The 18,281-nt window shown below is 64.3% G+C and carries 18 protein-coding genes; all 18 read right to left on the reverse strand.

Translation table 11 applies throughout. The annotated features are described in order from the left end of the window. Positions 1–130: 130 nt before the first annotated feature. On the reverse strand, positions 131–1,774 hold the full coding sequence (locus J1C56_RS24625) for an MFS transporter (protein ID WP_214392640.1): 1,644 nt from the start codon (positions 1,772–1,774) through the stop codon (positions 131–133). A 177-nt stretch (positions 1,775–1,951) separates the two neighbouring features. After that, positions 1,952–2,218 carry a flagellar biosynthesis protein FliQ gene (gene fliQ, locus J1C56_RS24630; RefSeq protein WP_214392641.1) on the reverse strand — a complete coding sequence of 89 codons (267 nt, stop codon included), beginning with the start codon at positions 2,216–2,218 and terminating at the stop codon, positions 1,952–1,954. Next, on the reverse strand, positions 2,215–2,628 hold the full coding sequence (gene flgD, locus J1C56_RS24635; protein WP_214392642.1) for a flagellar hook assembly protein FlgD: 414 nt from the start codon (positions 2,626–2,628) through the stop codon (positions 2,215–2,217). Before flgD ends, fliQ begins: the two co-directional genes overlap by 4 nt. Then, on the reverse strand, positions 2,628–3,068 hold the full coding sequence (gene flbT, locus J1C56_RS24640) for a flagellar biosynthesis repressor FlbT (protein WP_214392643.1): 441 nt from the start codon (positions 3,066–3,068) through the stop codon (positions 2,628–2,630). The genes flgD and flbT overlap by 1 nt, the downstream gene beginning before the upstream one ends. Beyond that, the gene (gene flaF, locus J1C56_RS24645) at positions 3,065–3,412 is read right to left on the reverse strand and encodes a flagellar biosynthesis regulator FlaF (RefSeq protein ID WP_214392644.1); all 348 of its coding nucleotides are present in this window, start codon (positions 3,410–3,412) and stop codon (positions 3,065–3,067) included. The genes flbT and flaF overlap by 4 nt, the downstream gene beginning before the upstream one ends. 26 nt (positions 3,413–3,438) lie before the next feature. Then, positions 3,439–4,482, reverse strand: coding sequence for a flagellar hook-associated family protein (locus tag J1C56_RS24650; RefSeq protein WP_214392645.1), 1,044 nt, complete (start codon positions 4,480–4,482; stop codon positions 3,439–3,441). A gap of 4 nt (positions 4,483–4,486) precedes the next feature. Continuing rightward, the gene (flgK, locus tag J1C56_RS24655; protein ID WP_214392646.1) at positions 4,487–5,941 is read right to left on the reverse strand and encodes a flagellar hook-associated protein FlgK; all 1,455 of its coding nucleotides are present in this window, start codon (positions 5,939–5,941) and stop codon (positions 4,487–4,489) included. A 36-nt stretch (positions 5,942–5,977) separates the two neighbouring features. Next, positions 5,978–7,231, reverse strand: coding sequence for a flagellar hook protein FlgE (locus J1C56_RS24660; protein WP_214392647.1), 1,254 nt, complete (start codon positions 7,229–7,231; stop codon positions 5,978–5,980). A gap of 65 nt (positions 7,232–7,296) precedes the next feature. Further along, complete coding sequence (locus J1C56_RS24665) at positions 7,297–7,965, reverse strand: response regulator transcription factor (RefSeq protein WP_214392648.1); 669 nt, start codon at positions 7,963–7,965, stop codon at positions 7,297–7,299. 213 nt (positions 7,966–8,178) lie between these two features. Further along, positions 8,179–8,685, reverse strand: a complete 507-nt coding sequence (locus tag J1C56_RS24670; protein ID WP_246591898.1) for a transglycosylase SLT domain-containing protein — start codon at positions 8,683–8,685, stop codon at positions 8,179–8,181. Positions 8,686–8,698: 13 nt separating this feature from the next. Next, complete coding sequence (gene fliK / locus J1C56_RS24675) at positions 8,699–9,997, reverse strand: flagellar hook-length control protein FliK (protein ID WP_214392649.1); 1,299 nt, start codon at positions 9,995–9,997, stop codon at positions 8,699–8,701. Further along, positions 9,994–11,376, reverse strand: coding sequence for a chemotaxis protein MotC (locus tag J1C56_RS24680; protein WP_214392650.1), 1,383 nt, complete (start codon positions 11,374–11,376; stop codon positions 9,994–9,996). Before J1C56_RS24680 ends, fliK begins: the two co-directional genes overlap by 4 nt. Then, positions 11,373–12,689: a MotB family protein gene (locus tag J1C56_RS24685; protein WP_246591900.1), complete on the reverse strand. Its 1,317-nt coding sequence runs from the start codon at positions 12,687–12,689 to the stop codon at positions 11,373–11,375. Before J1C56_RS24685 ends, J1C56_RS24680 begins: the two co-directional genes overlap by 4 nt. Continuing rightward, on the reverse strand, positions 12,686–13,303 hold the full coding sequence (locus tag J1C56_RS24690; RefSeq protein ID WP_214392652.1) for a FliH/SctL family protein: 618 nt from the start codon (positions 13,301–13,303) through the stop codon (positions 12,686–12,688). Before J1C56_RS24690 ends, J1C56_RS24685 begins: the two co-directional genes overlap by 4 nt. Then, positions 13,303–14,955 carry a flagellar basal-body MS-ring/collar protein FliF gene (gene fliF / locus J1C56_RS24695; RefSeq protein ID WP_214392653.1) on the reverse strand — a complete coding sequence of 551 codons (1,653 nt, stop codon included), beginning with the start codon at positions 14,953–14,955 and terminating at the stop codon, positions 13,303–13,305. The genes J1C56_RS24690 and fliF overlap by 1 nt, the downstream gene beginning before the upstream one ends. A gap of 121 nt (positions 14,956–15,076) precedes the next feature. Continuing rightward, a complete protein-coding gene (locus tag J1C56_RS24700) occupies positions 15,077–15,949 on the reverse strand; it encodes a flagellin N-terminal helical domain-containing protein (RefSeq protein WP_214392654.1) in 873 nt (290 codons plus the stop codon). A 364-nt stretch (positions 15,950–16,313) separates the two neighbouring features. Next, positions 16,314–17,096 (reverse strand): flagellin N-terminal helical domain-containing protein, encoded by a 783-nt coding sequence (locus J1C56_RS24705; protein ID WP_214392655.1) that lies wholly within the window; start codon positions 17,094–17,096, stop codon positions 16,314–16,316. Positions 17,097–17,487: 391 nt separating this feature from the next. Further along, positions 17,488–18,273 (reverse strand): flagellin N-terminal helical domain-containing protein, encoded by a 786-nt coding sequence (locus J1C56_RS24710; RefSeq protein ID WP_214392656.1) that lies wholly within the window; start codon positions 18,271–18,273, stop codon positions 17,488–17,490. Positions 18,274–18,281 lie beyond the last annotated feature (8 nt).

Consider the following 18,281-nt stretch of genomic DNA (forward strand, 5'->3'; position numbering starts at 1 on the left):
GGCCAGAGGGGGGTGCGACGTATCGCGACCGTGAAGGTTAGCGGAAAAGTTCGCGTCTAAAACCCGTTGCCCGTGGAAAACCTGTTCACATGCAAGGTCCCCACAACCGTTAGCGCCAATCCGCCACCCCTCAATGCAGCTCGATGTGGCCCTTGTGGGTGCCAAGCGCTGCGGCGAGGCTGGTGGGGCGTTCGATCAGGCGGTGGACGCGTGGCGGCTGGGCGCCGCTGTGAAGCGCCCTGAGCTTGTCGCCGATGACGGCGTCGGCGTGGGTGGCGCGCTGGTTGTGGCGGATATATTCGAGCCAGGTCGGCGTGTGGTAGGTCTCGACCCATATCTCCGGGTTTTCGAGGTCGCGCGCCAGCACCCAGTTGCGGGCACCGTCGCGGCGGCGCACGCGGCGACGTTCGGTCATGGCATCGAGGAATGCCGGCACGTCCTCCTCGCGGATGATGAACTCGATCGATATCACGATGGGGCCTGAGCGCGGCCGGACGTCGAGCGCCAGATGCGGCTCGCGGAAACGGTTGAGCGGGTCGAGGTTGAGTGCGGTGTGCTCGGGCAGCGGTAAAAGGAACCCGATCGCCGCGCCGACCAGCATCACGACACCGGCGGCGACGAGGGCTGTCGCAGCGCCGTTGCTTTCGGCGACGAGGCCCCAGATCCAGCTGCCCAGCGCCATGCCGCCGAAGGTCGCCATCTGGTAGATCGACAGCGCCCGGCCGACGACCCAACGCGGGGTCGACATCTGCACGGTGATGTTGAAGTGCGACAGCGCCAGCACCCAGCAAGCGCCGCCGATGAGCAGGCCGCCGCTGGTGAGCCAGGCGTTGGAGCTCCAGGCTGCGATCCAGCTGCATAAAGCAAAGCCGAGGAAGGCCGAGCGCACGATGGATTCGCTCGACATGCTGCTGCGGATGCGGCCGCTGATCAGTGCGCCGCCGACAGCGCCGATGCCGAAGGCGCCGAGCATGATGCCGTAGGTGAGAGGGCCGCCAGCGACGAGATCGCGGGCAACCAGCGGCAGCAGCGCCTGGATGACGACGGCGGTGAAGCCGAAAGCGAAGCTGCGCAACAGCACCTTGCCGATGTTGGGCGACATGGCGACATAGCGGAGGCCGGCGCCCATGGCCTGGCCGAGCGTTTCGCGCGGCAGCGGGTTTGCCGGGTATTCAGGACGCCAGCGGAACAGTACGAAGATGATCGCGAAGTAGCTCAGCGTGTTGACGGCGAATGCCGCCGCCGCACCAGCCGTGGCGACGATGATGCCGCCGATGGCCGGGCCGACGCTGCGCGTCATGTTGAAGCCCATCGAATTGAGCGCGACGGCCGCCGGCATGACCGTGCGCGGGACCATGTCGCCGACGGAGGCCTGCCAGGACGGGTTGTTGAGGGCCGTGCCGCAGCCGATGAGGAAAGTGAAGGTGAGCAAGAGCCACGGCGTGATCAGGCCGAGATAGGCAAACAGCGTCAGCATCGCCGAGACGGCAAACATGAAGCATTGCGCGGTCAGCATGACACGGCGGCGGTCGTAGCTGTCGGCCAGCGCGCCGGAGGCGAGCGAAAACAGCATGATCGGCAGCGAGATGGAGGCCTGGACCAGCGCCACCATGTCCGACGACGTGGCGATCGAGGTCATCAGCCAGGCCGCGCCGACGGACTGGATCAGGCTGCCGAAATTCGACGCCAGGCTGGCGAACCAGACGGAACGGAAGATGCCGTGCTTGAATGGCGCGAGTGCCGAACCTTGCTCGTACTGGTGGTCGTCGTCCATGCGCCAAGCCGGCCGAGCCGGGTGCCCCTCGTGTGAATCGTTGTCGGACGACTAGACCATGATCGCGCGGCGGGGTGAACCCATTTGTCTGGAACCGGCATGGTCCAGTGGCGGCTCGGCAGCGGGCCACAGCGCGGCATTGAGGCGAGGCGGCTCGAAGGCCAGCTTCCCGCGCGGTCAGAAACCGTTTTCGATGCGCTCGAAGATGACGTTGGTGAAGCTGGATATCTGGGCGCCGATGAACGGGCCGGTCAGCGCCACCACCAGGAAGATGGCGACGATCTTGGGAACGAATGTAAGGGTGATTTCCTGGATCTGGGTCAGGGCCTGGATCAGGGCGATGACCACGCCGACCAGCATGGCTGCCGCCACCGCGGGCGCGGAGGCGGTCAGCACGGTCCAGATGGCGAACTGGACAAGGTCGAGGGCATCGGCCTCGTTCACGCGGCGGCCTTGACCTTGACGCCCGCGACGACCGCGACGGTCTTGCCGTCGGCCAGCACGGCGGTGACGCCGTCCTTGGCGAGGCGGACCTCGGTGACGGTTCCCGACGTCTTGCCGTCGGCCGAGGTGATGTTGCGGCCGATCAGCGCGTCGGCCTGGGCGAGTGCCGAGGACTGCAGGATCTGGTCGAGGCGCGCGTTCATCTGCACCGACTGCTCGACCTGCGAGAAGGTGGCGAGCTGGGCCACATACTCGGTCGATTCCATCGGCTTGGTCGGGTCCTGGTTCTTCATCTGCGCCATCAGCAGCTTGAGGAAGGACTGGTAGTCGACCTGGGTCTTGGAGCCGGTCGACTTGTTGGCGCCCGTATTGGCGCCGACGGGCGGGGTGGTGGAGAAATCAACGGCCATCAGAATTTGCCTCCGGCTGCGCGAGCGCGTTCGACGGGCTGGGAATCGTTGCCGGCGATGATGCGCTGCTCGAGTGGGTAGAGAGAACGGATCGTCTTCAGTGCTTCGTAGACGTGGTCTTCGGCGACGAGGCGGTCGACATGCTTGAGGCTCGACAGGATCTCGGCATTGTCGAAGGTGGCGAGCAACAGCGGCAGCGAGCGGCGGAACATGTCACGCGCCTGGACCGCGCCGATGGGGTCGACCAGCATCACCTGCAGGATGAAGTAGAGTTGGCGCAGCGGGGTCGAGGCCTGCTCGGGCTGCAGCACGTGGCTTTCGAGCAGGAACTGCACATCGTTGAGCAGTTCGAGCGAGACCTTGCGGTCAGCGCGCACCACAGCACCGTTGATGTAGATCTTCTCGTTGGCCTTCAGCGATATCTTCAGGGTGTTTTTCATTGGATGCCGTCACGAATGATCTGCGAGACCTCGATCAGGCCTTCAAAGCTGTCGGTGCGGCCCTGGCGCAGATCCTCGCCCTCGCGCAGGATCCACAAGCCGATCGAGATGAGGTTGGCGCGCAGTTCCTTGGGAAGCGCGTTCTCAGGGTTGCCGAGGTCGTCGAGCAGCGAGGTCCAGACCCTGTTGGTGAAGTTCAGTGCCGCGATTGCTTCACTTGTATTGGCTCCGGCTTCGCCGGCCTTGATCAGCATGTCGATCGATCGGCTGAGAAGCTGACGTTCGCGGTCCCGCGCGTCGGCGACGGAGTCGGTCTGAATGTCGGCATAGGAGAATTGATACATATGCGTCCCGTTTGTTGCCGTTCACGTCAGAGGTAGTTCATCAGGCTGAGCTTCTGGATGCGTGCCGTCAGTGCGTATGATTTTTCGATCAGCGAGATGAGATCGGTGACGCGTGTCGCCGCCTTTTCGGGGTTGACGCCCTCGGTGTTGATGATGTGGCGCTCGAACAGATCCATCTGCATCTTGATGCGGTCGGTGGCGTTGGTGACACGCTGCTCGACGATACCGGTTTGCGCTTCGAGCTGGCCGATGTCGCTGATGGCTGCGCCGATTGTCGAGACGGCGCGCGTGACCAGTGCGCCGCGAGCGGCCTGGCCGACATTCGAGTCGAGCAGATCGCTGAGCATGGCGGCGGCCATGGCGACCTTGCGGATGCCGATATTGTTCGCGCTGACCGAGGATTCGGTTGTTTCGTTGAGGGTGATGCGGCTGGTGATGCCCTGGTCCGTGGCGTTCGAGAAATTGGCCTGCCAGCCGGCGCCGAGGAACATCGGCTCAGCGACCGTGGTCATGAAGTTGTCCATCTGTGCGGCAGTGATGGTCTGCGCGCCCGGATCGTTCTGGGTGAAGCCGAAATGCGTCTGGAAGGCGGCGTCGAATGCCGCCTTGGCCGGCGAGCCGGGCTTGAAGTCGTTGATCGGCTTCACGTCGGTGTTGGTGCCGGCGAACAGATACTCGCCATTCAGGCTGGTGTTGAGCACCGAGGTCAACGTGTCGAGCGTGCCGCGCGCGCTCTTTTGGGTGAGCGCGTAACCGGCGTCTCCCGAGGCACTGCTGGTCAGGCTGGCAAGGAAGGTCTGCGCTGCCTTGCCGACCTCGTTGAGCGACTTCTGCGTTGCCGCAAGACGTGAGGACACCAGGCCGTTGGAATCGATGATGCCGTCGAGACGTTCGTAGTCGCGGTGGAGCGTGACCGATTGCGCGGTGCGGGCGCCAAGCGCCAACCCGGTGTCGGCGACGAAGCCAGAGGTGGCTTCCTTCTGCGCCTTGATGAGCTCCGACTGCTGGCGCAGCATCGAGTAGCGCAGGGCGTTGGTGACCGCGGATGAGGAGACGAAGGTTGCTTTCATCGTGCTATCTCACCGCTGCCAGAAGTGCGGCCAGCATGTCGTCGACGGCCTTCATGAGCCGCGCCGACGCCTGGTAGGCGTGCTCGAGGTCGAGCATCAGCGACATCTCGATGTCGACGTTGACGGCGGTTTCGTTGGAAAGTGCTTCCGCGGTGCGGACGGCCAGCGCTTCCTTGGTCTCGGCCGCGGTGTCGGCCTGCTTGCGCATGCCCTCGAACCAGCCGATGGAGTTGGTGGAGAAGGTGCTGAGGCTCGAACTGACGGCGATGCCGGCTGCCGGATCGAAAGCCATCGTCTGATCGATGCGGTTGCCGTAGGAAATCAGCAGGTCGGCGTAGGAGGCGTTGCCGGCGGGGTTCTTGACGTAGCCCGCGCCGTTGATGCCGCCGTCGCGCAGCAGCTTGGGATTGCCGCCGACAACCGGGTCGACGGCGGGGTTGATCTTGATCGAGCGCGCGAGACCGTTGACCAGAACGCCGGCCGGCGGGACAGCCGGGCCACCCGACCAGGTGAACAGGCCTGCCTGGTCGGCAAGCGCGGGCGCGGTTTCGGAGAAGGCGGTGATCAGGCCGCGCGCCATCTCGTCGAGTTGCGCCTGCATCGTCGTGGTGACGCTGTCGCGCAACTGGATCATGCCGGCAAGCTTGCCGCCGGCGTCGGTGTTGGCGCCGGTGCCGGGCTGGAGCGGCACGCCATCGATGAATATCTTGTTGCCGGTCATGCCGGCGGAGTAGCCGGCCGAGGGCGTGAAGGTGACCGAGCGCGGGATCGTCTCGAACAAGGTCGTGCCATCACCCGTGGTGATGACCATGTCGTTGTCAGCGCGCTTGAAGGTCGAGATCGGCACGATCTCGGAAATCTTCTTCAGGATGGCATCGCGCTGGTCAAGGGAATCGTTGACGTCGCGCCCGGCGCGGGTGCCCTGGATGATCGCCTTGTTGGCCTGCTCGAAATCGGCCAGCAGCCTGTTGAGGTCATCGACCGACGTGGCGATCTCGCCGTCGGTTTCGGTCCGGATACGCTGGATGGCATCGCTGCCGTCGTTGAGCGAACGCACCACCTGGCGGGCGGCGTCGATCGCCGCCGTGCCGAGGTTCTGGTTGGAAGGCGCTGCCGCGTAAAGCTGCAGCGCCTGCTGGAACTTGCCAAGCGCGGTCGCGACCGAGCCCTTGTTGTCGGAACCGTTGACGTCGAGCGACAGCTTCTGCAGGCCTTCGAGAAGGGTGTTCTGGCCAGAGAAGTCGGCCAGCGCAGACAGGTTCTGGCGGAACAGCAGCTCGTTGGTAGCCCGCTGGATTTCGACCACGCGCGCGCCGGGGCCGGTGCTGGCAAGCACCGCTGTGCGGCGCACGTAGTCAGGGTTCGATGCATCCGCGACGTTGCGCGAAACCGTGCTGGTTTGGCGCGACGTATTGCGAAGCGCCTGTTGTGCGATGCTAATGGCAGACGACAGCGACATGCGTTGTTTTTCCAGCGGGCGATAAGCCCGTCAGTCCTATCTCTTCAGGTTGACGAGGATATCCATCAGGTCCGCTCCGGTTTGGAAGACCTTGGAATTGGCAGTGTAGTTGCGCTGGGACTCGATCATCGCGGTGAGTTCCTCGGCGATATCGACATTGGAGTTTTCGAGCGCGCCCGAGATCATCTTGCCGAGGCCGCCGGAGTCGGCAAAGCCGATCTGGACCGGGCCGGAGTCGGCACTTTCGCGGAACACGTTACCCGAAAGGGAGTTCAGACGATCGGGGCTCGCCACGTCGGCCAGCGGAATCTTGTACAGCGGCTTCATCGAGCCGTCAGCGTACTGGGCGTACATGGTGCCGTCGGTGTCGATCTCGACGCGCTCGATGGTGCTCGGGCCATTGCCGTCGGCGACAGCCTTGGTCACGGTGTAGGGCGAGGCAAGCTGCGTCATCTTGGAAATGTCGAGGCTCACCGGCGCACCGTTTGGTACGGTAAAGCTGAGGCTGCCCGCGCTGGTCAGCTTGCCGGTGGTACCGTCAAAAGTCATCGTGCTGTTGGTGAGGAGACCGCCCGCGGCATAAGGGAACGATGTTCCAGGCGCCGCCTTGGACTGATCGAACACGGCGACGTCCCAGGTGTTGGCGCCGGTCTTGGTGTAGTAGATGTCGACGATCTTCTTGGCGCCGAGATTGTCATACATGACCATCGACGACTTGGAGGTGTAGGTCGCGCCGGCGGCGTTGCCACTCGGTAGCGGGCCGGTCACGACGGCCGCGTCGCTCTGCAGGTTGGCCGTGAAGGTGGCGTTCTTCGTCGGCAGCGCGGTAAGCTCGGAACTGGAGATCTGGACCGGAACTAGGCCGTCGAAACCGTTGGCGGTGGCGGCAGGCACGCCGTTGGCGTAGCTGTAGCCCATCAGCTGGTAGCCGGCGGCATTGATGAGGCGCCCCTGGCCGTCGGGCACGAACGAGCCGGCGCGGGTCAGGTAGGGCGAGCCGGACGCATCCTGGACGACGAAGAAGCCGTTACCCTGGACCGCGAGATCGGTGCCTGACGTCGTGTACTGCAGCGTGCCGTCCTTGGCGATGGCGTTCAGCACCTTGGTGGTGACGCCGCCGGAATTGTAGGCGCCCGGCGTGCTGGGCAGGACCAGCGACGAGAATTCGGTGTAGGCGCGCTTGTAGCCGGTCGTGCTCGAATTCGCGATGTTGTCGGCGACCGTCGACAGCCGGTTCGCCTGGGCGTTCATGCCCGAAACGCCGGTTCGCATCATTCCGTAAAGGCTCATCGGTGGTCTCCTCAAATCTCATGCCACGCTAGTGAAGTTACGTGGCATGTCTTGCGCGAGGCTGATCAGACGATCAGCCGGTAGCCGAGGAAACGCTTTGAATCGATCGGATCATGGCCAAGACGCTCGCGCAGTTTCTTGCGCAACTTGGAGATGTGGCTTTCGACGACATTCTCTTCGACTTCTTCATCGAAGACGCCATAGATTGCATTGAAAACCTGGGTCTTGGTGACGCGGCGGCCGCTGTTGCTTGCCAGATATTCGAGGATACGGCGTTCGCGGCGCGGCAGCGGCATCGGCTGCCCCTCGATTTCGGGGTCGCGGCCATCCCTGAAGATCCGCATCGCGCCGATCTCGGTGAAGCCGGTGTCTTCCTGGGCGCGGCGGCGGATCGCCGAGATGCGGGCAAGGATCTCGCGGATGTGGACGGGCTTGCGAATGACGTCGTCGACGCCTGATTCAAAAAGCTTGAGCGTGTTTTCGAGATTGTTCTGTTCGCTGAGCGCGATGACCGGCGCCTTGGAGCGGTCGCGCAGCTGACGCGGCGAGATCGAGCCTTCGTTGCAGTCACCGATGAGAAAGGCGCGAACCGAGCGCAGATCCTCTTCGGGAGCGCTGGTGACCCATTCGCCGAATTCGCCCGAGCGGAAGCCCGCGCACGCCACGCCTTCCCTGTCGAAGAGTGAATTATATCCGTTGGTGACGAGCTCTCGCTCGTCCACGATTACGATCATGATCCCGCCCCCGAATCAGTAAAAATGCCCTGTTAACCAATCGGTAATGGGTCGTGATCAAGGCGACCAATCGTGAATTCTTGCCGCTATTTTTTAGGGAGTCTGGAATCGCGTGGGTTGAACAGGTTGCACGACATGCGTGCATCCGGTTTCAAGCCTGTGATGAGGGGCGGGAATGGCGACCCGTGTCCGATTCAGATTGGCGTAGGACGCCTATGGGTTGCAGAAGGTCCGGGCGTTTTCGGTCCAGCGGCCGAAGCCGGTGGCGACCATGTTGGCGATGACGCGACAGACGTAGCGCTTCTGGGCGGGGTCGTTGTTAGGTCCGGCGTGGTAGCGGGCGACGGCCATCGACCATGACTCGTGACGAGAGTGAAGGCTGACGAGAAAGCGCGCGGCATAGTCGACATTGAGGCGGGGGTTGAGCATGTCGCGCACCGAACGGAACTCCGCCGCGTGGTAGCGGTGGTTGATCTGCATGCAGCCGAGGTCGATCAGCGTCTTGCCTTCGCCACGGGCCGTCTCGAAGGCGGCGAGGGCATCGGCCTCGCTTCGAGGGAAGACTGCTTTTCCTTCTATGTTCAAAGCGTTAGGCTGCAAGCTGCCCTTCTTTCCGGTCTCGGTCAGGCCGACGGCATAGAGAATGCCGACCGGTACGCCATAGCGGTCGGCGGCGCGCAGGATCTCCGGCTCGCACGGATTGGCCGCAGCCGCGGCCATGCCGGTGGCGACGCTAGATATAGCGGCTGCTGCCAGGGCGATCAGCGTTAGACGACGAGATGTTGCGTGAATTGCCATCATCATTTGCCGCTCTCCCACTCTGACGTCCATTGCCGGAATTTGCCCCTTCACCACCTGTTCCGCCCGACTGGGCGGAAGCCTGGTCACGGCTTGCAAAGCCGGAGGAGGGACCACCGTCAGCGCGCGCGTTCGTGGACTGGGGCTGCAGGATGGTGACACGATCGACATCGAATCCGAGACCGCGCAGGGCGCTGTTGATCGCCTCCCGGTCAGACGAGAGCCTGTTGTAGGCCTCGGCGTTCTCGACCTCGATTTCAACCGAAAGTTGCTCTCCGGCGAGATGGAGATTGGCCGTAACCATGCCCAGTTCGACGGGGCGCAGCTGGATCTTGAGAACCTGTGCGCCAGGCGTGCTTGAGACGCTGTTCTGGAGCTGCTGGACCGAGGATGCGGCAGCGACGTGGCGCGATGCCGAGGAGGCGATATCGAGGGCAAGTGCGCCCGCGGTGCTGTTTGCGCCATTGCCCGCCGGGGCCGGGATCGACTGCTCCGACATCACGGTGACCGTGTTGCCGACGGAAGGCTGTTCGGCCTGCCTGACGGGCGTCGGCCGCGCCGGCTTGTCGGCGCCTGCAGCGGCGTCGTTGGTAGCTCCCGTTTCCGGCACTCCAGGCTGTGACGCCTGCTGTGCCTCGGGCGCGGAGGCCGTTGCCGGTGCCGCAACAGGTGCCGCAGCTGGTGGAGCGGAGCCGGTGGCGGTCGAGCGCCCGGACTTGCCGCCGGTGACGAGTGTCGCGAGTTCTGTCTCGGACACGTCGCCCGCCGCGTCTGGCTGTGCCGCATCGGTGGCTTCGATGTCGCTTGCGTCGACGGAACCGGCGTTCGCCGGCTGAGTGCCCGCCTTGCGCAGCTCGCTCAGCGCAAGCACCAGCGGCAATGCAGGCTCGTCGGTCTTTTCAGCTTTGACTTCCTTCGCCGTGGCATCGGGTTGCCGCGGCTCGGACACATCAAGCGTCTCGCCTAACGCGGCTTCGCCGGTCTTGAGCGTATCGCCCTCGGCTTCGGCGAGCGCGTCACGCGCGGCAAGGCGCTCGGCAAGCTTGTTCAGGCCCTTGGGACGCGGGGCATCATGATCGGCGGCATGGCCCTTCGATTTCGGTTCGCCCTTGTGCGGCGAAGCGAGGGCCTGGCCGAAATCGGGCTGGTCGTCGTTGGCGAGGGCATTGCGCTCGTGGCCCGATGAATGGCGGGCGAGCGGGCTCACCAGTGCCGCGCTGATGGCGTCGGTCATTTGGGGGAGCCTCCTAGCAGTTCGTCAATGGATTCAAGCGTGCGGCGCGCTTCGGTGATCTTGGGGTCTTCCGGTTCCGCTGGTTCCGGCTGTTGCTGGGCCAATGGCACGACCCTTGGCGCTGCCGCGACCGCCGGCTGCTCAGCCGCCGGAGTGGCGGGCGCTGCCGGCGCGGCGGGTGCAGTCGACCGGACGGGCGCAGACGGGGCAGGGCTCGGCGCCTCGGCGGCATCGGGGATCATCGGATCCACTGCCGGCGGAGCAACTTCGAGCGGCGCAGGCGGCAAGTCTTCGATGTCGACAGGCTTCGGCGCGCTGGCAGGCGCTGCCGGCACCGCCGAGGTGAGTTCGGAGGCGACGGCCTCGACTGCATCCAGCAAGGCACGATCGCCCTTGGACAGCTTGTCGCGGTCGATGCCGCCAAGCTTGCCCAGCATGTCGGCTGCAGTTCCCGAAGTGACCGACGACAGGCCGGAGTAGAGCTGGGCGCGCGGATCGGTGCTGTCGAGCGTGCCGTCACGGCCTTTTTCAGCCTTGGCGGAGGCGAAGGCGGAAAGTTCGGTCAGGCCGTCGATGGCAGCACGGCGAGCGATGCGGAGGTAGACGACCTGTTCCTGCTCGGCATCCATCGCCGCCGTGATTTCAGCGAGCGTGTCGAGATTGATCGAGCTGTGCAGGGCAACGACACCGGCAACGAACGCGTCGGCGAACTGGCTGGCGTAAGGCGAACGCAGATAGTTGCGGACATATTGCGTCGAGTTGCGCAGGAAGCGGCCACCGTCGCCGACCCTGCTAGCAAGCGCCACGGAGCGGCGCAGGGCTGCTTCCTCGACAAGCGTGCCGGGGCTGAGCAAGCGGGCCTGGTCGAAGAGCTTCATCGCCTGCTCGGGCTGTTCAGCGATGCTGACCGAGCCCTTGACCAGGGCCAGGAATGCGCCGAGCTCGGAGATCTGGGTCAGCGGGTCGATCGAGGCGAGTGCCTCGACAGTCCCCTTGGGCTTGCCCCTGAGATAGTCGATGACGCCTTGCGCCAGCTTCTGGTCGGCTTCTTCAAGGGTAAGCCGCGAGACGACCTGCTCGATGGTCAGCGGGTTGCCGCCGCTCATCGCGTAGATCAGCAGGGCGCGAAAATTCTTGGGATCCTTGAACGCGGCGACATCGGCGGTGCGCATGCGCTCGTCGGTCATTTCGAGCAGCCGGCGCTGCAGCGGCAGCGATGCCTGGTCGCCGGAGGCGATGCGGTCCTGCAGAAGCTGCAGGCAGCGCACAAGCTGGTAAGGCTCGAGCGCCGGCGCTTCGCTGGCCGTGGCGCGTCCGGGCACGCCCGCGACGAGCAGGGCGATCAGGGCAGCGCCTGACAGGGTCGCCGCGAGCCTCATTCGGAGCGCTCCAGCAGGATCTCGATGCGCCGGTTGGTGGCCGAGAACGGCTCCGCCGTATCCTTCAGCTTGCGGTCGGCGAAACCGGCGACCTCGACGATACGCTTTTCGTCGAGCCCGGCGCGGGCCAGCATGTAGTAGGCCGAGTGGGCACGCGCCGTCGACAGGCGCCAGTTGTCATAGCCGCCGCCGCGGAACGGACGCGCGTCGGTGTGGCCGTTGATCGAGATGTTGCCCTCATGGGCGGCGATGGTCTTGGCGATCTTTTCCATGGCGAGCACGAGCTGCTTGCGCGGCACGGCCGAGCCGATCTCGAACATGCCGAAATCGAACTGCTCGGTGACGGAGATGACGACGCCCTTGTCGGTGGCGACGACCGACAGACCATCGGGCAGGGCGCCACCCGATTTGATCGCCTGGGCGAGCTCGCGCCGGATGGCGTCGGCATCGTTGATGGTTTCGCGTGTTGGCGCCTCGTCCTTGGGTTTTGGCTTTTCGGCCATCGCCTCGGCAGCCTCGCTCCTGGGAGCATCGCCTGGCTTGGCGGCGGTTTCGCGCGCTGCCGGGGCCGGCGTGGGCGTTGCAGGTGGTGTCTGTTCGGCGATTTTTGCCTGCGGTTCCTGCGCCTTCACCGGGTCGGACTTCGCCGAGCGCTCGGTCTTGTCGCCGGGCTTCGCCGGTTCGCCTTCGATGGCGGCGCGCTCGGCGCTTGCCTCGGCTGCCGGAGTGGCGACCTGTTCGGTCCAGAAATCGGGCGCGAAGGGATCGCGATAGGCTTCGCCGCCGGAAGAGCCGCTGGCCGGGCCGGCGTTCTGCGCGCCGCCTTCGCCGCGTTCCGAGACATTGGCCTTGGTGCCGGTGTCCTGGGCGATTTCGGCGAGCACGGCGTAGGGGTCGGCAAACAGGTGTTCGTCGGAGCGGTTAACGGCCGGGCTGGCGTCGGCGGAATTCTTCTCGGTCGACGGGCCAGCATTGCCGCGGCCGTCGGAGCCTGCCTTGGCGCTGGCTTCCTGCGGGTCCTCGGCGGTTAGGCCAACCGAATTGGGGCCGTCGCCGAGCTCTTCGAGTCCCTTGCGGGAGGCATTGCGGTCGACCAGCTTGACGGGGTTGAAGTAGCTCGCGACAGCCGCCTTGGTCTGCTCGTTGGCGGCGCTGATCAGCCACATGACGAGGAAGAAGCACATCATCGCCGTCATGAAGTCGGCGAAAGCGATCTTCCAGGCACCGCCATGGTGGCCTTCGTCGTGGTCGGAATGGGCCCGCCTGACGATGACGATCTCGTGGCGTGGCTCGGGGCCGTCAGGGCCGTTCATGGCAAGGTCTCGGAAAGTGCCGATGACCATTCGCCGAGGCGGGTCTCGAACAGGTTGTCGTCGATCGCGACGCTGAGATCGAAGCCGACGGCTTCGACGAAGTCGACGTTGTCGATGCGTTCGCCGATGGCGGCTGCCAGCGCGTCGAACAGGAATTGCGGGCCGCTGACCTTGATGCGCACCGCTTCGCGATCGGCGCAGGCGGCGAGGATGGCCGTCGACAGCGCGTCGATGGAGCGCTTGCGGATGTCGTCGCTGACGAGCGTCGCGACGACACGGGCGGCGGCGTCGGTGGCGAGGTGGACGACACGCGTCTCCATCTCGGCGATGCGCGTGGCGATGGCCTCGCCGGCCTCGGCACCGAACCGGGCGCCAAGCTGCGCGATCTCGGCCGCGTGGCGCTGGCGCTCGGCCTCGAGCGCTGCCTCATGCTCCTCCGCCAGGCGCGCGGCCAGATCGGCCTCGGCCTGGGCAACCGCTTCGGCGACGATGGCCGGGATGTCCAGATCGGGAACGGCCTTGGGATACTCCGCTACCGGCGCATCGGGCACGACACCATGAGGGGCGAGCGGCGCGAAGTCGGTCAGCCGTTCGAAAAGCGCTGCAATCGACATCAGGCGGCGACCTCGTTGCCGGCCCATTTGCGCAGGATCAGCGCGGTGCGCTCTTCATTGATGTCGACCATGCGGGCGAGGCGGTCTTGAGGGGCGGGGCGCAGCTTGTTGCGCAGATCGTCCATGGCGTGTGGCCGGTGGTCGGAAAGGGCGACCGGCTCTTCCTCGAAGGAGGCCATTCCATCGGCATTCGGCAACGCCCGCTGCATCTCCTCGAAGCTCGGACCGGCGAATGCGGGGAGCGACGGCGCTGCCCCGGACGAGCCCGAAAGCGCTGCCGCCATCGGCCTCAGGCCGAAGAAGGCGACGAGGAAGACAACGACGATGAAGGCGGCGGCGTTGATCAGCGTGCCGGCGTGCTGGCCGATCGAGGCGAACATGCCGGGGCTCTCGATGACTTCGCCGTCGAGGCCGTCGATGAACTCGACCGCCGAGACGTTGATCAGGTCGCCGCGCTTTTCGTCGAAGCCGGTGGCCGAAGTCACCATCTTCTGGATGTCGGCGACGCGGGCGGCGATGGCCTCGGGCGTTGCGTCCTTGCCGAGGATGGCGGCGAGGCGCTGCTGGTTGACGACGACGGCGATCGACATCTTGGTCACCGAATAGCCGTTCGAGACGGTCGCGATGCGCTTGGAGTTCATCTCGTAATTGGTGATCTCTTCCTTGCGGTCGCTTTCCGAGGTCGATTGCGGACCGTCGGTGGCGGTAGCTTCGGCATCGGGCAGGTTCTGCTCGACGGTTGCCGGCGTGGAAGACTGCTTCTGGTTGGAGTTCTCGTTGGCGCGCACGACCTGGACGGAGCGTTCGACGCGCGATTCCGGATCGAAGATGGTCTCTTCGGTCTGGCGCGAATCGGTGTTGACGTCGGCCTTGACGCTGGCGCGGAAATTGTCCGGGCCAAGATAGGCGGCCAGCGCGCGGCGGATGTTGTCTTCGATCTGGGTCTCGACAGTGCGCTCGACGCCGATGGAGCGGGCGGCACTCGAATTGCTGGGGTCGTCGCCCGATGCAAGCAGGTTGCCGCTCGAATCAAGCACCGTCACGCGTTCGGCATCGAGGCCAGGGACGGCTGCGGCGACGAGATGGCGGATCGACATCGCGCTCTTGTCGGCGTCCATGCTGGCGGCGCGGATGACCACCGAGGCCGAAGGCTTCTGCTCGTCGCGGCGGAAGTTGGCGCGCTCGGACATGACGATGTGAACGCGGGCCGCCTTGATGCCGGAAATCGACTGGATGGTGCGGGCGATCTCGCCTTCCAATGCGCGGACGCGGGTGACCTGCTGCATGAAGGAGGTGAGGCCGAGCGAACCGACATTGTCGAACAGCTCGTAACCGGCGTTGGCGCTGGTCGGCAGGCCCTTTTCGGCAAGCAGCATGCGCGCCTGCGCCGTGCTGCCGGCTGGGACCAGCACGGTGGTGCCGTCGGAGGCGACGTCGAAGCCGATGCCGGCTTCGCCGAGCACCATGCCGATCTGGTTCACGTCGGAGCGTTCAAGTCCGACATAAAGCGTCTCGTAGGCCGGCCGGTTGAGATAGACGGACGCCACGCCGACGATGGCGATCACCAGCGCTGCGATACCGCCCAACATGGCGAGACGGCGTGGGCCGAAACTCCTGAGATTGGCGACGATGCTCTGTAGCTGTTCGGGCACGTGCGTAGGTTCCCCGCAATATCTTACGCGCAGACCCTAGACGTCGAAGCTTGTGCGAAAATGTTATGGGCCGCGCAAGATGCGCGGCCCATGGCATTTCGTCGGGATTAATAAGGGTGGATCAGCTCTTGAACAGTGCCAGGATCGACTGCGAATTCGAGTTGGCGATCGACAGAGCCTGGATGCCGAGCTGCTGCTGGACCTGGAGGGCCTGCAGCCGCGTCGATTCCTTGTTCATGTCGGCGTCGACGAGCTGGCCGACGCCACGGTCGATGGAGTCCATGAGCTTCGAGACGAAGTCTTTCTGCAGGTCGATGTGCGACTTGGCAGCGCCGAGTTCGGAAGCAGCCAGCGTGAAGCCGGTCAGTGCGGCTTCGATGTCGGTCAGGAAGCCGTCGATGTCGGCGTCGGTACCATTGGTCTCGACATTGATTGCCATGATATCGGCGGTGATTGGCTTGGCCGTGCCGTTGGCGGCGAACAGCGTGACGTTGGCCAGGTCGATCGAGATCTTGCCGAGCGTGACGGAACCGTTTGCGGCGCGATTGTAAGAAGAAACGATCTCGACAGGGCCGGCGTCGTCGGTGGCAAGCATGTTGGAACCGGCATAGCTGGCGCCGATAGCAGCGCTCCTGAGGTGGACCTGCAAAGTGGCAATTTCGCCCTGGATCTGCTTTCGGGTGTCGAGACCTTGCCCGCGTGCGGTGATCAGCTTCTGCTTGATGTCGTCGACGACGCCGATGACGTCCTTGAGCGCGGTATAGGCAGTGTCGACCTTGCCGGCGCCAAGGCCGAGCGCGTCCTGCACCGAGGAGTTGGCGCCGTTGTCCGAGCGCATCGTCGTTGCGATCGACCAGTATGCGGCGTTGTCCGAGGCTTCAGCAACACGGTAGCCGGTCGAGATGCGCCCCTGTGCTACCTGAAGGGCCTTGTTGGTGGCGCTCAGGCTCTGCAGCGCAGTCAAAGCCGCAGCGTTGGTCATGATGCTGGACATCGGATAGGTCCCCACTGTAATTCGCGCGACCCTGAATCGCGCTTTGCTGCGTCTGCCGCTGGTTAACCACTGCTAAACAAGTATGGTTAATGGCAGATTAACATTGCCCGGACAGGTGAACGGGCACGAACACAGCAACATGATCAGTGGCCAAGCTTGTGCGAGCCTATCCAACTGTCCGCGGCAGGGTCGCCTGGTGCCAGAATAATGCCAAATTATTCAGCCGATTAGGCAGTTCGACCCGCCTGGGTAGAGTGTCGCGGCGATGCCGTCTTGCGCTTGCATTAGATGAAACGAAACTGGGCCGTACCTTGCGGTACGGCCCAGTCTGCAATCCTGATGCCTGAGACGGCTCGGATCGATGCTAGTTGCGGAACAGCGTCAAGAGCGACTGCGAGCTGGAGTTGGCGATCGAGAGCGCCTGGATGCCGAGCTGCTGCTGGGTCTGCAGGGCGGCGAGACGAGCCGACTCCTTGTTCATGTCAGCGTCGACCAGCTGGCCGATGCCGCGGTCGATCGAGTCGACCAGCTTGCTGGTGAACGACTTCTGCGAGTCGACGCGCGTCTTGGCGGCGCCGATGGTGGCCGCGTTGGTCTTCATCGCGGTGAGCGCGGTGTTGACCGTGATGGTGTCGGTTGCAGCTCCCAGGGCAGCTTCGAGGTCGTAGGCGGCAACCGTCATCGTCGTCGGCGCAGCACCCGGCTGGTAGCCGGTCACGATGTTGGCGGCCGTACCGCCGGTCTTGAGCATGTTGACGCCCTGGAAATCGGCGTTCAGGGCGATCGACACGACCTGGGCCTTGAGCTGGGTGATTTCAGCGTCGATGGCGGCGGTATCGGTGCCGGGCGTTGCACGGGCAACGTACTTCTTGACGATTTCTTCGGTCTTTTTGATGGCTTCTTCCAGCGCCGAGGAGGCGGTGTCGAGGATGGCGGCGCCGAGGCCGAGAGCATCCTGCACGGCGCCGAGAGCGCCCGACTGGGTGCGCATGCCGGTAGCGATCGACCAGTAGGCAGCGTTGTCGGAAGCGGTCGAGACGCGCTCGCCGGTGGCGATGCGGTTCTGGGTGACGGCCAGGTTCTTGTTGGTGCTCGACAGGGTCTGCAGAGCGGTCATTGCGGACGCGTTGGTGAGAAGGCTGGTCATAAGCCCTGTTCCTTGTATTCGAATTTTTTGAGGAACATGCCGGCAAAGGGCCGACTCAGGCGACGCGGCATCATGCCTTTGGCCAACTGTTCCGGGCCAACTCGCGCTGTAACCCGATCTAACCGGGAAGCCCCTGCCAAATGGCTAATTTTCATGGTTAATAGAATATAAATGAGGAAATTTTTATGAAATTTACTTGCTGAATCTTAGTCACCTCTGATGTTGCGGATATTGTTTTGTGTGTTCCGAGATAAATTGCATATTCATTAAGTATTTTCAAAGCGAAACCGGGCCGTACCTTTCGGTACGACCCGGTTTGCAACCCGAATGCCTGAGACGGCTCGGATCGGCTCGGGGCAGGGCGCGGTGAACCGCGTCCCGCCCGACGCCATTAGCCGCGGAACAGCGACAGCAGCGACTGCGAGCTGGAGTTGGCGATCGAAAGCGCCTGGATGCCGAGCTGCTGCTGGGTCTGCAGGGCGGCGAGACGAGCCGACTCCTTGTTCATGTCAGCGTCGACCAGCTGGCCGATGCCGCGGTCGATCGAGTCGACCAGCTTGCTGGTGAACGACTTCTGCGAGTCGACGCGCGTCTTGGCAGCGCCGATCGTGGCGGCTGCCGACTGCATCGCCTTGAGCGCGGTGTCCACTGCAACCGTCGTGGTAGCGCCAGTCAGAGCAGCTTCGAGGTCATAGGCGGCAACCGACATCGTCGTCGGCGCAGCACCCGGCTGGTAGCCGGTCACGATGTTGGCAGCCGAACCGCCGGTGCTCTTGAGCATGTTGACGCCCTGGAAATCGGCGTTCTGGGCGATCGACACGACCTGGGCCTTGAGCTGGGTGATTTCAGCGTCGATGGCGGCGGTGTCGGTGCCGGGCGTTGCACGGGCAACGTACTTCTGAACGATTTCCTTGGTCTTGTTGATGGCTTCTTCCAGTGCCGAAGAAGCGGTGTCGAGGATGGCGGCGCCGAGGCCGAGAGCATCCTGCACGGCGCCGAGAGCGCCCGACTGGGTGCGCATGCTGGTGGCGATCGACCAGTAGGCAGCGTTGTCGGAAGCGGTCGAGACGCGCTCGCCGGTGGCGATGCGGTTCTGGGTGACGCCCAGGTTCTTGTTGGTGCTCGACAGGGTCTGCAGAGCGGTCATTGCGGACGCGTTGGTGAGAAGGCTGGTCATAAGCCCTG

This window comes from Aminobacter anthyllidis (assembly GCF_018555685.1).
GTDB classification, from domain to species: domain Bacteria; phylum Pseudomonadota; class Alphaproteobacteria; order Rhizobiales; family Rhizobiaceae; genus Aminobacter; species Aminobacter anthyllidis.